Source organism: Undibacterium sp. MH2W, assembly GCF_049340215.1.
Classification (GTDB): domain Bacteria; phylum Pseudomonadota; class Gammaproteobacteria; order Burkholderiales; family Burkholderiaceae_D; genus Undibacterium.
The window spans coordinates 427767-443394 of sequence record NZ_JBMPPA010000004.1; the positions used below are offsets into that span (position 1 = coordinate 427767).

Here is a 15628-nt window from a genome sequence, read left to right on the forward strand (position 1 = left end):
ACGTCGCTTTTGTCTGATAAGCGGTGACGATCACCGCTTTGATCACTGTGCCACCATTAGCCAAGCACGGCTGCCATCGCATTGGCTGTCGCTTCGACGTTACCAGTATTGAGACCGGCGACGCACATACGACCGGAGCGCACGAGATACACACCGAACTCTTCTTTCAGACGATCGCACTGTTCCGCAGTCAAACCGGTGTAGCTAAACATACCGCGCTGTGTCAAGAAATAACTAAAATCACGGCCCGGCAATTTCGCACTCAACACATCATGCAATTTGCGACGCATTAATTGAATACGATCACGCATCGCCACGACTTCCGCTTCCCACATTGGACGCAATTCTGGATCACTCAACACACGTGCCACCAATTGGCCGCCGTGCATCGGTGGGTTGGAATAGTTGCGACGGATCGTTGCCTTCATCTGACCCAACACATTGACCGCCTGTGCCGCATCTGGGCATACGACACTCAACGCACCGCAACGCTCGCCGTACAGACTCATGCTCTTAGAGAATGAGTTCGCCACGAAGAAACTCAAGCCTTCATCGACCAGCAAACGAATCGCATACGCGTCTTCATCGATCCCGTCACCATAGCCTTGATACGCCAAATCCAGGAAAGCGATCAATTCACGCTCCCTCAAGACTGGCACCAATGCTTGCCATTGTTCTTTGGTCAAATCAACACCTGTTGGATTGTGGCAGCATGCATGCAACAGCACGATACTGTGTTTCTCAGCAGCTTTAAGCGCATCCAACATCGCATCAAAACGCAAACCACCTGTCGCAGCATCGTAGTAAGGATATGTTTTCACCGTGATACCACAGCCTTCAAACACGGCGCGGTGGTTATCCCATGTCGGATCACTGACGAGCATGGTGGAAGCTGGGAAGTAACGCTTAATAAAATCGCCACCAATTTTCAGACCACCGCTAGAACCAACCATTTGCATCGTCACAACACGCCCTGCTTTGACAGCGGCACTGTCTTTACCAAACAATAATTCTTGGACTGCTGATCTAAAGTTGGCAGCACCTTCCATTGGCAAGTAAGGACGGGCACCAGCATCGGCGACCACCTTATGCTCGGCAGCACGCACTGAAGGCAACATAGGGATCTTTCCTGCGTCGTCAAAGTAAATACCAATCGATAAATTGATCTTATTTGGACGCGGATCTTTGCCAAAGGCTTCGTTCAGAGACAAAATAGGATCGCCAGGATAGGCTTCGACGTGCTGAAACATGATGTGACTCCAGGTTGTTGGATAAGAAATCATCCCATTATCATTGTTCATTATTTAATAAAATAACAGGACGACGCAAAACATGCGCTATTTTGACACACTCAAGTCCAAATAAAATACACACATTACGTCCTAGGAAGGCAATAACTGTATCTGAAACCCCTTTTTGAAGAAAAAACCAGACGTTGTCTGTCTCCATGTCTCAGGGTGAGAAGCGCTCAAAAAAAACGCCCACCAGTGTCAGCTGATGGGCGTTTAGGGAGGTAACAAAAACGATTAATCGCCGCCGTGGCTGTATTCTGCCGCCCCCACTGGCGCATTCACGCCGGATTTACCTTCGAAGAAGAATGGCTGACGCGCTTTTTTGCTTGCCCCCACCTCATTCATCGTTGCCGAATCGTACAGACGGCCATTCAGCATGACCTGTGTCACGCGGTCTGACTGACGAATATCATGCAGCACATCGCCGTCAATGATCATTAAATCCGCCAATTTACCGACTTCTAACGATCCCACATCTTTATCCAGCCCCAGATATTTCGCGCCATTGATTGTCGCACTGTGCAAGGCTTGCATTGGTGTCATGCCACCACGCACCATTGTCCAGAGCTCCCAATGCGCTGCCAAACCTTCCCGCTGACCATGGGCACCCAAGTTGACAGGAACGCCCGCGTTTTGCAACGACGTCGCCAGTTCAGCCTCGCGGAAGACGTTGTAATCTTCCTCCGGTGCAATCTCGCGGCGAACGCTGCGTGACTCCAACACGGTACGTGGCACATATTTGGATAACAAAGGATGCTTCCAGACATCCGTGTGGGCATACCAGTAATGTTCGCCATCCAATCCACCATACGCCACACCCAAGGTTGGCGTGTAGCCGACGCGCGTCTGAGACCACAACTGCGTGACATCGTCATAGACCTTTGGCACTGGCAATGTGTGTTCCACACCGGTATGACCATCAATCACCATCGTCATATTGGCTTGGAACAAGGAACCACCTTCTGGCACCACCATCATTCCGGTCTCACGTGCAGCTTCCAACACTTGTTGACGCTGCTCTCGGCGAGGCTGGTTATAACTCTTCACAGAAATGGCACCGAGCTCCTTTTGACGCTTTAAGTGCGTTAACGCGTCATCCAAACTATTCACCACCGCAGAGAAGTTCGCCTTCGCACCATACAAGATCGTCCCCGTTGAGAAAATACGCGGTGCGACTACAGCCCCGGCACGTTGCATTTCGCTATGGGAGAAAATCTCATTGCTATCGTTAGAAGGATCATGCAATGTCGTCACGCCAAAAGCGAGTGAGGCATAATCAATCCAACTTTGTTGCGGAATGATGCCGCCTTCACCCATACCGCCATGCCAGTGCACATCCACGATACCAGGCAAGATCGTTTTGCCCTTGGCATCGATCTGCGTTGCCCCCGCAGGGATCGCAATGTCACTTGCCTTACCAATTTGCGCGATACGGTTATCAACAATCACGATACGACCATCTTCAATCACTTCGTCGCCTCGCATCGTGGCAATGCGTGCACCCGAGATCACGGTCGTGCCGTGTGGCTTATCTGCCTTTTCGGTAAAGCCAATCTGAACGCCGTGTTCAGCGAGTTTTGGCAATTCCGCGGGCGCACCAGGAACGAAGGTGAACGCTTCTTTCAGATCCCGTGTAAATAACTCATTGCCCAGCGCAAAATGAATTTGCTTGCTATCCCCCGACCAATGCAGGTACTGCGCGGCATTGATATCAAGCTGTTTCACAGGCAGAGAGTCCATTTTTGGACTGATGGTAATGGCTTTACCAACAGCAGGAAGCGGCGCGACATAGGCATGATAACGTTCACCCCATGCCAACCATTGACCGTCTGGAGAAATCGCAAAGTCACCCGCAAAATCCCCCGTTGCCACGGCTTGCTCTGGTTTACCATCGAGCGGCACCCTGACCAGCGATGTCGTCCAATCAACTTCACCCGTGTACTTGGTACGAGTAACAAAGACTTCGCTCGCATCTTTACCGAATTGCGGCGCACTTCCCTCTTCAGTCACAAGGCGTGGTGTACCTTTTCCATCGGCATCCACAAGATAAACACCCGTCTCCATACTAAACCATGGGGTCGTGAGATAACCGCCTTTGGTTTTGACAAAAACGACCTGCTTACCGTCTGGGGAGAAGCGTGATTGCGTGTATTTTCCAGGACGCGTCGTGAGTACTGTTTCTTTGCCACTCGCTAAATTGATAGTACGGACGGAACCTGTTTTCTGATCATCCCATGTTGTAAAGACGACGTTTTTGCCATCGCGTGAAAAACTGGGGAAATATTCAAAATGCGTGGTTTCTTTTGTTAAACGACGCGGCGTACCATTTGGCAAATCACGGACATATAAGTGTCCCAACGCCGAGTAGATGACCTTATCACCCTGCGGAGCCACATTCACAGAACGTAATTGATGCACTTCAAACTGATCCGGCGCCACAGCGTGTGGGAAACGCACTGCTTCGCGGATTTCACGGGTGTCTTTGACATGAAATGGAATTTCTACCGCTTTTTGTGCAAACGGATCCAGACGCCAGATTTTGCCCTTTGCCCAGACGACGATTTCCTTGCTTCCAGGCATCCATGCAAATGACGGATACACGCCCTGCACTGCCCAAGATTCTTGCAAATCACGCTCTAGTTCTGGCCACGCTGCGACTTCTTCACCTGTCTCGAGGTTTTTCAAAAACAATGTTGATTGGTTACGGATTCGACGTACAAAGGCGAGGTATTTACCATCAGGCGATGGCACTGGTCGCACGGCACCCCCTGGGCCACCGGCAATGGCATTGACTTTTCCGGTGCGCAAGTCTTTCCGGAAAATCTGGTAAATCTGTCCATTCGCGTCTTTGTTGTACTCGAATGCATTTCCTTCCGTGGTGTCTTGTGAGTAGTACACATAACGACCATCTGGGGAGAAAGCTGGCTCACCCAGATCTTTTTGCCAATTAGGCTTCTCATTGAGCTGGACGCCAGAGCCACCGCTGGTGTGGTACATCCAGATTTCACCGGATCCCAAAGAACGCGTGCCGCTGTAATGTTTACGCGCAGCGATATATTGTCCGTCAGGGCTCCAGACGGGATTGTTCAGCAGACGATAATCTTCTTTCGTAATCGCGTGAGGATTGCTTCCATCTGCGTTCATCACCCAAATATTGTCACCGCCGTTGGCATCAGACATATAGGCGATTTGCTTTCCATCTGGCGAAAACCGTGCTTGCATCTCCCAAGCGATAGAATGGGTCAATGGTTTGGCCTCCCCACCCTTGATCGGCAGCAAGTACAAGTCACCTAACAAATCAAACACCACTTGCTGACCATCTGGACTCACATCGACACTCATCCAAGTCCCAGTACGGGTATCGATATTGACGGTTTTAGCTTCTCCTGGCGGGTGATTGACATCCCATTTTTTGGCTTCTGCTTCTGGCTTTGCCTCTTGTTTTGCCGGCTCAGCCGCCAATCCATTGAGTGCCGGAAAACACATCATGATTGCCACGACGCCGGGCAATAATCTTGAACTACGCATACACGTTCCCCTTTTTATTGTTCTGCCCAACGGTTGAGCAGCTCATTTATATAGTGATACCCGTATTCTGATACAACACCGGATCAGAAGTTCCGGTCGTCCTCAGATAGAGAGAATGTTTGTGCAAAGGGGGCCAAGACAAAAGAATATCGCGTACTTTGAGAGCGAAATAAATAAAATTCTTATCGCGTGATTGCCACATCGTGATATTGCTGAATCAAGGTCTCACTGACCTTCCAATCCTGCAAAATCTGGTGGCTATGTTCTCCGGGCCTTGATGGCGGCATCGACACCACAGGCGGTGTCAGGCTGAAGCGCGGCGCAGGTGCGGGCTGTGTTACGCCATCGATTTGAATAAAATTATTTCGTGCAACGTTATGCGGGTGCTGTGGCGCTTCTGCCATATCCAATACCGGCGCAAAACAGACGTCGGTGTTCTCAAGAATGCTGCACCACGCCTCGCGCGTTTTGGTTGCAAACAAGGCGGCAAATTTTTTCTTGAGATCGGGCCAACCAGACACCGTCATTTGCGATAAATACGCAGGATCATCAACCCCCGTCAGCTTGAGCAATAGCCCATAAAACTGCGGCTCAATCGCACCGATCGTAATGAATTTGCCGTCCGCGCAGGCATAGCTATCGTAAAACGGCGCACCACCATCCAACAAATTTGCCTCGCGCTCTGTGCTCCATGCGCCATATTGTTTGAATCCGTAAAGCATCGCGCCAAGCAAGGCGGCACCATCGACCATGGCCGCATCAACCACCTGCCCACGCCCGGACTGTTGCGCCGCAAATACCGCGCACAACACGCCAAACGCCAGCATCATTGCACCACCACCAAAATCAGCCACCAGATTGAGCGGCGGTGCTGGGGGTGCATCGGCCCTCCCCATTGCTTGCAGCATACCGGTTAAGGCGAGGTAATTGATGTCGTGTCCCGCTGACAAGGCCAACGGACCATGTTGACCCCAGCCAGTGATTCGTCCGTACACCAACTTGGCGTTGCGAGCGAGACATACCTCCGGACCGACGCCGAGACGCTCCATCACACCTGGTCGAAATCCCTCCAGAAGCACATCCGCTTGATCAAGCAGCGCCAATAGAATCGCCTGATCTGTCGGCTGCTTCATATCTAATGCCAGAGACCGACGTCCGCGCGCCATGACATCGAATCGGGTACCCAGCATAGGAAAGGGATTGATGGCGCCCGGTGATGTTTTCTTATCGATACGAATCACCTCTGCCCCCATATCGGCCAACATCATGGCGGCAAAAGGGCATGGACCCAAACCAACCATTTCAATGACTCGCAAACCCGATAACGGACCACTCATAGACTTCCCTATTCTTGAAATAAACGACGTGGATGTCGATGGCGCAATAACATCAGCAACAGCATCAGCAACAACGTCACAAAGAACGCGAAATAATTTCTTTCATAATCTCATTGGCACCACCGTAAATGCGCTGTACCCGCGCATCGACATACATTTGCGCGATTGGATACTCAAGCATATAACCATATCCCCCAAACAACTGTAGGCACTGATCAATTACTTTGCATTGCAGGTCGGAAATCCAGTATTTCGCCATGGAAGCGAGCTCCGTATCCATACGCCCTTCCAATGTATCCACGATACATCGGTCGATAAAAGTACGGGCAATGGTCGCCTCCGTTTTAATTTCGGCCAAGACAAAACGGGTATGTTGCATCTCAATCAAAGCCTGACCAAAGGCTTTTCGTTCGCGGGTATATTCAACGGTCAAACGCAGTGCACGCTCGATGGCAGCAACACCAGCGACCCCAAGAATCGTACGTTCATAGGGCAACTCCGTCATCAGCTGAGAGAATCCCTTCCCCTCGACACCACCCAAGACAGCGTCAGCAGGCACCCTGACATCATCAAAAAACAGTTCGCACGTGTCTTGCCCTTTCTGCCCCATTTTTTCGAGAATCCTACCGACACGGTATCCAGGACAGTGGCGGGTTTCGACCAGCATCAGCGAAATCCCTTTTGCGCCTGCCTCCGGATCGGTTTTCGCGACAACAACGACGAGATCAGCGAGATACCCATTCGAAATAAAAATCTTCGAACCGTTAATGCGGTAGCCATCACCATCGCGAAGCGCTGTTGTTCGGATGCCTTTTAAATCGGACCCAGCACCAGGCTCGGACATCGCAATGGCCGCAACGAGTTCTCCACTGGCAAGTAAAGGCAGGTATTTTTGCTTTTGTGCTTCGGTTCCTTGATTGAGGATGTAATGTGCGACGATTGCGTGTACATGGATACCGAATGCCATATCACCCGCATCACCCAACTCTTCAAACACAATCGCCTGATGTGCGAAACTACCGCCTGACCCGCCATAGGCTTCAGGAATGTCTGCTAAGAGCATTCCCATCTCGCCTCCTTTATGCCAGAGCGCGCGATCAACGTGCTGTTGGGTTCGCCAACGGTCTTGATGGGGTGTGACCTCCGTAGCGATAAAGCGTTTGATTGCCGCTCTAAACTGTTCAAGCTCAGGATTCATCCAAGGTGACGTGTAATGCATATCATGCTCCTCTCATCGATTAGGCTTGACGATACATCGTCACAACACAGGCCCCGCCGAGACCCAAATTATGCTGAAGCGCCACGCGCGCACCGGCAACCTGACGTGCTCCAGCATTACCGCGCAATTGTTGTGTAAGTTCAAAACATTGTGCCAAGCCGGTCGCCCCTAATGGATGCCCTTTCGAGAGTAGACCACCCGATGGATTGGTTACCACCTGCCCTCCATAGGTATTGTCACCATCGTCGATAAATTTCGCAGCACCACCTTCTGGGCACAATCCAAGCGCTTCATAGGTGATGAGTTCATTATGCGCAAAACAATCATGCAGCTCGACGACGTCGAGGTCTTCCGGTCCAATCCCGGTTTGTGCATAGACCTTCGCGGCGGCCTCTTTGCTCATGTTATAACCAACGACGCGCATCATGTCGTCGCTGTTAAAGGTATCAGGTCGGTCTGTGGTCATCGCCTGACCGGCGATATACACTTGCGTATTGAGATGATGTTTCTTTGCAAATTGCTCAGAAACCAGCACGGCAGCAGCCGCACCACAAGTCGGTGGGCATGCCATCAACTTTGTCATGACCCCAGGCCAGATCATCGTGGCATTCATGACGTCTTCAGGGGTCACTACTTGTTTAAACAAGGCAAGAGGGTTGTTTGCGGCGTGACGACTTGCTTTGGCACGTATCTTGGCAAATGACTCCATCGGCGTACCGTATTTCTGCATATGGCTCAGACCCGCACCACCAAAGTAGCGAAGTGCTAGGGGAATATGCGACATACCAACCAAGCGCTCTGTCACCTCATCGAAGCGATCAAACGGACTTGGCCGATCTTGAAATACCGCGCCCAAAGCGCCGGGGCTCATCTGTTCAAACCCCAATACCAACGCACACTCAACCGCGCCACTGGCAATCGCTTGGCGCGCGAGAAACAAAGCAGTCGAACCCGTCGAGCAATTATTATTGACATTGACGATAGGGATGCCTGTCATCCCAACTTGGTATAGTGCTTTCTGTCCCGCTGTGGAATCGCCATACACATATCCGACATACGCTTGTTCAATCAGATCATAACCAATACCAGCATCCGCCAACGCCTGCATCGTCGCGTTCGCTCCCATCTCGTTATAGACTGCGCCCGTGCCAGGTTTGGCAAAGGGAATCATACCAACGCCCGCCACAACAACTTGTTGGCTCATGTTTGTCTCCATATTTTTGTTTGGATCCTGGCGTCGATGAAAAAAGCATTGCCAAAATCATGGTATTGTTTAATATAGGTCACGTGACCAATAATCATAATTTATAGGTCAAGCGTACTATTTGTCAATGTGAATTCAAGTTGCACCGCATCACAACACAACACAACACAATCAATCCAAGTCCCAGCCGAGCTGCATGATGATACAAAACCCTCTCCATACTTCGATCAAAAACAAATCCTCCAGCACGACAGAAAAGGGATTGGGCAGAATCAACGAAATCCTCGAAGCGGCGCGTCATCTTCTCGCCAGCGAAGGGTATGCAGGACTATCGATGCGCAAAGTTGCTAGCGAAGTGGGCATTAGCCTCAGCAACGTCCAGCATTATTTTCAGAGTAAAGATCTGCTGATGGAGGCGGTTTTACTCATGACGATGAATCAGTTTCAGGAAAAGCTCGATCACATTACCAACGTCATGCAACAGCAACCCCGCATAGAGCAATTGAACTCGGCGATTACGATGTTTTTAGAAGAACTCAGTAATCCCGTGACATACGGCATGTTTTTCGAAATTTGGGCACTAGCGGCACGCCATCCGTTTGCCTCTGCATTGATGGACAAAATGATCGCGCGAGAACGTAAAGCCATTTTCAAACTTATACAGGGTCTTAATCCTGCCATTTCGGACGAGGAGTACACACTCCGCGCCACATTGATCGTCGCGCAGGTCGAAGGTCTCATGCTTTTCCGTTACCATCGCCAAACACAGAAAACGGAAATGCTTGCGGTCCATGCTGCATTGAAAAAATCCATCATGACACTGGCAAGCTGCGAGTAATAAACGAAGAACATGACTTGACGCCGTAGACGAAAAAAAACCCGTCACATACATGACGGGTTTTTTTATGAGAACGTCGCGTTAAACGGCGGGAGAGCTGGCTGAAGCATCCAATGCTGCTGGGGTTCCAGCTGAAGTTCCAGTTGGCACATCGGCTTCGTGTTTTCCAGAGATAAAGACATACATCGCTGGCACCACAAACAACGTGAACAACGTACCGATCGACAAACCAGTGAAGATCACCAGTCCCATCGCATGACGACCTGCTGCACCTGCGCCAGACGCGATCACCAATGGGATCACACCAAACACCATCGCGGCTGTTGTCATCAAAATCGGACGCAGACGTTCGCCGGCGGCTTCTTCGATCGCATCACGCTTACTCAAGCCTTTTTTACGCAATTGATTCGCAAACTCAACGATCAAAATACCGTGTTTACTAATCAGACCCATCAAGGTCACCAGACCCACTTGCGTATAAATATTGACGGATGAGAATCCCCAGAAAATAAAGATCATCGCACCAAATAACGCCAGTGGTACAGAGACCAGAATAATCACAGGATCACGGAAGCTTTCAAATTGTGCCGCTAAAGCCAAGAACACAATAATCACCGCAAACGCCATCGTCACCAAGAAGCCACCGGATTCATTCATGAACTGACGTGACTGACCAGCGTAGTCAACCGTATAACCGGTCGGCGCAACTTCTTGTACAAGACCTTTCAAGTAGCTCAATGCCTCGTCTTGCGATACACCTGCCACGCCTGAAATGGTTGCCGAATTCAACTGTTGGAAACGGTTGATCGCTTCAGGAACGACGCTGTAAGAGAAATGCGCCACGGTATTGGCCGGGATCATTGTTCCAGATGGAGTACGGATATTGAAATCAAGCAAACTATCTGGATTCAGCCGATCCACTTGTTGCACTTGAGGGATCACTTTGTAAGAACGACCAGCAATCGAGAAGTAGTTCACATAAGCACCGCCCAATGCTGCACCAAGCGCTTGGCCAACACCTTGTTGTGTCATGCCCAATGCCGTAATTTTGTCGCGATCCATTTCCAATGTCGCTTGTGGCTTATCCAACTTCAAATCAACGTCCATGAAGTAGAACTTACCCGAAGCACGTGCCTTGTCCATCACTTGTTGCACGATGGTATTCAGATTTTCAAAAGGTTCCGTCGTGGTAATCAGGAATTGAACTGGCAATCCTGAAGAACCCGGCAAGGCGGGGAACTGGAACGCCGCAATACGAGCACCGGCGATCTTGTTCCATTTTGCTTGCAGATCTTGTTGAATTTCCTTTGCACTGCGGGTACGTTCGCCCCAGTCTTTCAGCAGCACACCACCGATACCGGCATTGGTGGTTGGCACGCCTGTGATTTGGAACATTTGCTTGTATTCAGGCATATCGTGACCAATTTTGAACACCTGATCCGCGTAGGTCTGCATCTGATCGGATGTGGCTGTTGGTGCACCGACGACCTGTGACAACACAATGCCTTGATCTTCTTCTGGTGCCAATTCTGACTGCGACATTTTGAACATCAGACCCAAAAGAACAATCAGGATCAAGCTCATCACGATCAGCACAGGCCAGGTATTGAGCAGGCTATGCAAAATACGCAAATAACGACCACGGACACGTTCAAACGTATGATCAATGAACTTCACAAAACGACCTTCGTTTTGATCCGCCGAGAAAAAACGAGAACACATCATCGGCGACAAGGTCAACGCCACAATCCCAGAAACAGCCACAGCGCCAGCCAGTGTGAAGGCAAACTCAGTAAAGAGCGCACCAGTCAAACCGCCTTGGAAACCAATCGGCACATACACCGCCACCAATACCACGGTCATCGCCAGAATAGGTCCACCCAATTCACGTGCGGCGATTAAGGACGAATCAAGAATTGACTTCCCTTCTTTCATGTGACGATCGACGTTCTCGACCACAATAATCGCATCGTCAACCACCAGACCAATCGCCAATACCAGCGCGAGAAGGGTCAGCAAGTTAATCGAATAGCCAAACATCAGCATCACAAAGAAAGTACCCACCAATGACAACGGCATCGCAATCACTGGCACCATGACCGCGCGGAAACTACCCAAGAAGAGGTAAATCACCACCGTCACAATCACGAGTGCTTCTAGCAAGGTTTTAACGACTTCTTCAATCGATGTATTAATAAACTCTGTTGAGTCATACACGATCTGCCCCGTCAGGCCGTTTGGCAATTGGGACTGGATTGGCGGGAACGCGGTACGAACACGTTTAGCCACATCAAGAATGTTCGCCTCAGGCGCTACTTTGATACCAATAAACACGGACCGTACGCCACTAAACGCAACGTTGAAATCATAGTTTTCGGAACCCAGTGTAACGGTTGCGACATCTTCTAAACGAACAATGGCATCGCCATTTTGTTTGACGGCGAGTTTTTTAAACTCTTCCACCGAGTGCAAGTCCGTTCCTGCTGTCAGCGGCACTGTCACCATTTGACCTTTAGACGCACCAAGCGCCGTCAGGTAGTTGTTGCTGGTTAAGGCGGCGCTCACATCAGCTGCTGTAACGCCCATCGCCGTCATTTTCTTGGCGTCTAACCAAGCACGCAAGGCAAATTGACGGGCACCTAATAATTCAGCCGTCTGCACACCCTCAATCGAATCGAGCTTTGGCTTCACAACACGAATCAAAAAGTCCGTGACGTTATTGGTCGGCAAAGTATCACTGTAAAAACCCATGTACATCGCATCTGTGGTCTGGCCGGTTTGAACGGTCAACACAGGTTCTTGCGCTTGCGCTGGCAATTGGTTTTTCACCGAGTTAACTTGCGTGTTAATTTCCGTCAACGCACGATTAGCATCGTAGTTCAAACGCAAAGTAGCGGTGATCGTCGACACACCACTGCTGCTGGATGAAGACAAATAATCGATACCCTGAGCCTGCGCGATGGCAGATTCGAGTGGCTGGGTAATAAAGCCAGCGACAGTTTGCGCGTCGGCACCGTAGTAGGTTGTCGATACCGTCACCACCGCATTTTGTGTGCGAGGGTATTGGTTAATCGGCAAACTAAACAAGGAACGCAAACCGAGCACGACGATCAGCAGGCTCACCACCATGGCAAGCACCGGACGCCGGATAAAAATATCGGTAAATTTCATCGTAGCTCCTCTTAGTGTTCTTGCGGAGTTGGATTCGGGTTGTTTTTAGGTTGCACAGAATTATCAATCAGCACTGGCGTACCGTTTTTCAATTTCAACTGTCCACTCGTCACAACCACTTGTCCAGCTTGAATACCCGTCAGTACGGCAACTTGATCACCGCGTGTTGCACCTGTTGTGACAAATACCTGCTGTGCCACTTGAACTGGATTACCTTTCTCATCCTTTTTGTCCCCGTCCTTGACGACAAAAACGGTCGAGCCATAAGGGTTATAGGTAATCGCTGTTTGTGGCAACGTGATAAATTTATTTTTATCACCCACATCCAATGCCACATTCGCAAACATGCCTGGCAATAACAATTGCTTCTGATTGCTCAGGGTTGCTTGCACTTGGACATTACGGCTGGACGTATCAACTTTCGGACTAATCGAGCTGACCTGACCAGTGAACTCTTGACCAGCAAACGCGTCGCTTATGACCTTCAGATTTTGTCCGACTTTCAATGCACTCACTTGTTTTTGCGGTACGAAGAAATCGACATACACTGGATCAATCGTTTGCAATGTCACTAACTTGTCGCCTGTATTGACGTACTGGCCAGGATTGACTGTCGTGATACCGAGACGACCGTTGAAAGGTGCGCGAATCGATTTTTTCTCTACCAAGGCTGCTTGTTGGGCAACTTGTGCACGCTTGCTTTTTAAATCAGCAGCATCAGCATCTACTTGCGCTTGGCTCACGCCTTCAGCAGCCAATTGCGCTTGATCACGTTTCAATACTGTCGCGGACAATTCTGCAGCTGCCTCTAACGCATGCAACTGAGCGATATCAGCGTCAGCATTGAGTTGAATTAACAAGTCGCCGCGTTTAACGTTCTGACCTGATTTAAACAACACCTCACGAACCAGACCTGTTACTTCCGAACTCAAGTCCACACCACGGAAGGCACTCACCGTACCAACCGCCGCAATCTGTGGCTGCCATTCAAGCACTTCAGCCTTCGCAGCAGACACTGTCTGCGCGCCTGGTTTTGGGGCACTCGCGATCAATTGTTTAATTTGCAGAAATTTGCCAAAAGCCAGCACGGCGATCAACACCACCACACTGCCTAGCATAATGAACATACGCTTAGTCATGAACACTTCCCCTTACATTTCAAAATTCAAATGGAATATCGGTTTATTTTGATTACTGTGACGCTTTACTCGTGGCAGTTTCCGCTTTGGAAATGTCCTCTAGCTCAGGCCGGTTCCACCAGCCACCGCCCATCGCCTGAAATAAAGCAGCAGTGTCCGCATAACGATTTGCTTGTGCCTGCACCAAATTAATCCGGGCAGTCTGATAAGTACGCTTGGCGTCGAGGAGTGCCAACGAGCTCACCCCACCCAATTTGTATTGTTTGGTTGTCAGATCCAAGGTGTCCTTCGCCAATGATTCTACGTCTGCCTGTTGCTTGAGCGTCTGCGCATCCAATTCCAACGCGCGCAGCGTGTCGGCGACGTTTTGGAATGCAGACAACACCGTCGACCGATATTGTGCAGCGGCTTGGTCGTATGCCGCCTCTGAAGCGCGGCGTTTTGCGGACAAGGCACCGGCATTAAAGATTGGCGCCGCTAAACCGCCGCCGAGATTCCAGAAACTCATGTTATTGGTAAAGAGTTTGCTTGAATCTGTCGAGGTATATCCGTAACTGCCAGTGAGGGTAAATTGTGGATATTGGTTTGCAGTTGCCACCCCTACTTGTGCACTCGCTTGATGCAACAAACTCTCTACGGCGCGAATATCTGGACGCTGACGCACCAATGCCGATGGCACAGAGACCGGCAATTCTTGCGGCAATTGCAGGGTCTCAAGATGGAATTCCGGCAAATCGGCATCGCCAGGTAACTTGCCAGCCAACACTGCTAACTGGTTACGGGTCTGATCGAGTGATTTCTGGAGAGCGGGCACACTGGCGCGAGTTTGTGCGACTAAATTACGTTGCGATAACAAACTCGCCTTCGGAATGGCACCAACCGAGAATTGCTTCTCAATCACCGCTAACTGCGCTGTCTGTGCATCAAGAATATCTTGGGTCGCTTTTAACTGCGCACGGAATGATGCTTCGCGAATCGCTGTTGTCACAACGTTAGAAGTCAACGTGAGATACGTTGCTTCCACTTGAAAGCGTTGATATTCCACACCTGCCTGTAAGCTTTCCAAACCCCGTTTATTTGCACCAAATACGTCGACGGAATACGATACATTCACCGACGCATTGTAGAGGTTCAGAATCGTCCCGCCAGGGATATTGGTTGACACGGCTGATGCGTGTTCACGTTGGGCTTGCAAATTACCGGTGACACTCGGATAGAGCGTTGCGTCTGCTTGGGCATTGTAGCTTTCTTGTGCCTGACGCAAAGCAGCTTGTGCTGAGGACAATGTTGGACTGTGTTTCAGTGATTCTCGGATCAGCTTATCCAACGCTTCCGAATGAAACACTTCCCACCACGCAGCGGGAATTTCCTGTCCTGTCGACAGCTTTTGCGACTGCCCGGCAAAGCCCTTCGTTGCCACTGTCTCTTTAACAGCACTACCGCCACCGTAAGAGTACTGATCGGAACTCACCGGCGCGGCCGGCGAATGAAAGTCGGGGCCAACCGCACACCCGCTGATAAGCAATCCCGTTACTAGTGCACTACCAGTATTTGTAGCGAGTGCACGTAGGGGACTTTTTTTGAACATCCTTGCTTTTTTCAATTTTCACACTCCTGAAATACACAATTAGGTTGGGAATGAGGAATTGAGTCTCATAAAACTGACTCAAAAGTCATTAACATCATACACTAGATTTTGGATTGCTTATTACACAATGTAACGGCGTCGGAGAGAAAGAGGCGTGACGCGCTTTTTGATGCCTTATCAACAACTACCCCATTAAATCGTGACAAGGGGTTTCAAATTGTAAAAAAAGTGTCTTAAGTTTGCCCCAAGTGAACGCAAAATGGCAAGCGCATTAGCGCCAGATCAATGTCAACAACAACGAATAGGTGTAGA

9 protein-coding genes are annotated in these 15628 nt (G+C 50.0%); 1 reads left to right on the forward strand and 8 read right to left on the reverse strand.

The window, feature by feature from the left end:
- Positions 1 to 56 precede the first annotated feature (56 nt).
- From ACO0K2_RS12540 to ACO0K2_RS12560, 5 genes are all read right to left on the reverse strand, one after another.
- Positions 57 to 1250, reverse strand: a complete 1194-nt coding sequence (locus tag ACO0K2_RS12540) for an aromatic amino acid transaminase (RefSeq protein WP_423019238.1) — start codon at positions 1248 to 1250, stop codon at positions 57 to 59.
- Between the two features lie 276 nt (positions 1251 to 1526).
- Positions 1527 to 4820, reverse strand: coding sequence for an amidohydrolase family protein (locus ACO0K2_RS12545; RefSeq protein ID WP_423019240.1), 3294 nt, complete (start codon positions 4818 to 4820; stop codon positions 1527 to 1529).
- A gap of 182 nt (positions 4821 to 5002) precedes the next feature.
- A complete protein-coding gene (locus ACO0K2_RS12550) occupies positions 5003 to 6157 on the reverse strand; it encodes a CaiB/BaiF CoA transferase family protein (RefSeq protein ID WP_423019242.1) in 1155 nt (384 codons plus the stop codon).
- 76 nt (positions 6158 to 6233) lie between these two features.
- On the reverse strand, positions 6234 to 7376 hold the full coding sequence (locus ACO0K2_RS12555; protein WP_423019244.1) for an acyl-CoA dehydrogenase family protein: 1143 nt from the start codon (positions 7374 to 7376) through the stop codon (positions 6234 to 6236).
- 19 nt (positions 7377 to 7395) lie between these two features.
- Positions 7396 to 8580 (reverse strand): lipid-transfer protein, encoded by a 1185-nt coding sequence (locus tag ACO0K2_RS12560; RefSeq protein ID WP_423019246.1) that lies wholly within the window; start codon positions 8578 to 8580, stop codon positions 7396 to 7398.
- 196 nt (positions 8581 to 8776) lie between these two features.
- On the opposite strand from ACO0K2_RS12560, the gene ACO0K2_RS12565 reads away from it, so the two are divergent.
- Positions 8777 to 9418, forward strand: a complete 642-nt coding sequence (locus ACO0K2_RS12565) for a TetR/AcrR family transcriptional regulator (protein ID WP_423019248.1) — start codon at positions 8777 to 8779, stop codon at positions 9416 to 9418.
- An 81-nt stretch (positions 9419 to 9499) separates the two neighbouring features.
- Here ACO0K2_RS12565 and ACO0K2_RS12570 read toward each other — a convergent pair whose 3' ends face one another.
- Genes ACO0K2_RS12570 through ACO0K2_RS12580 form a run of 3 tightly spaced genes read right to left on the reverse strand, consistent with a single transcriptional unit; the run spans position 9500 to position 15316 of the window.
- Positions 9500 to 12589: an efflux RND transporter permease subunit gene (locus ACO0K2_RS12570; RefSeq protein WP_423019250.1), complete on the reverse strand. Its 3090-nt coding sequence runs from the start codon at positions 12587 to 12589 to the stop codon at positions 9500 to 9502.
- Positions 12590 to 12600: 11 nt separating this feature from the next.
- Positions 12601 to 13728, reverse strand: a complete 1128-nt coding sequence (locus ACO0K2_RS12575; RefSeq protein ID WP_423019252.1) for an efflux RND transporter periplasmic adaptor subunit — start codon at positions 13726 to 13728, stop codon at positions 12601 to 12603.
- A gap of 52 nt (positions 13729 to 13780) precedes the next feature.
- Positions 13781 to 15316, reverse strand: coding sequence for an efflux transporter outer membrane subunit (locus tag ACO0K2_RS12580; protein ID WP_423019254.1), 1536 nt, complete (start codon positions 15314 to 15316; stop codon positions 13781 to 13783).
- Positions 15317 to 15628: the final 312 nt, after the last annotated feature.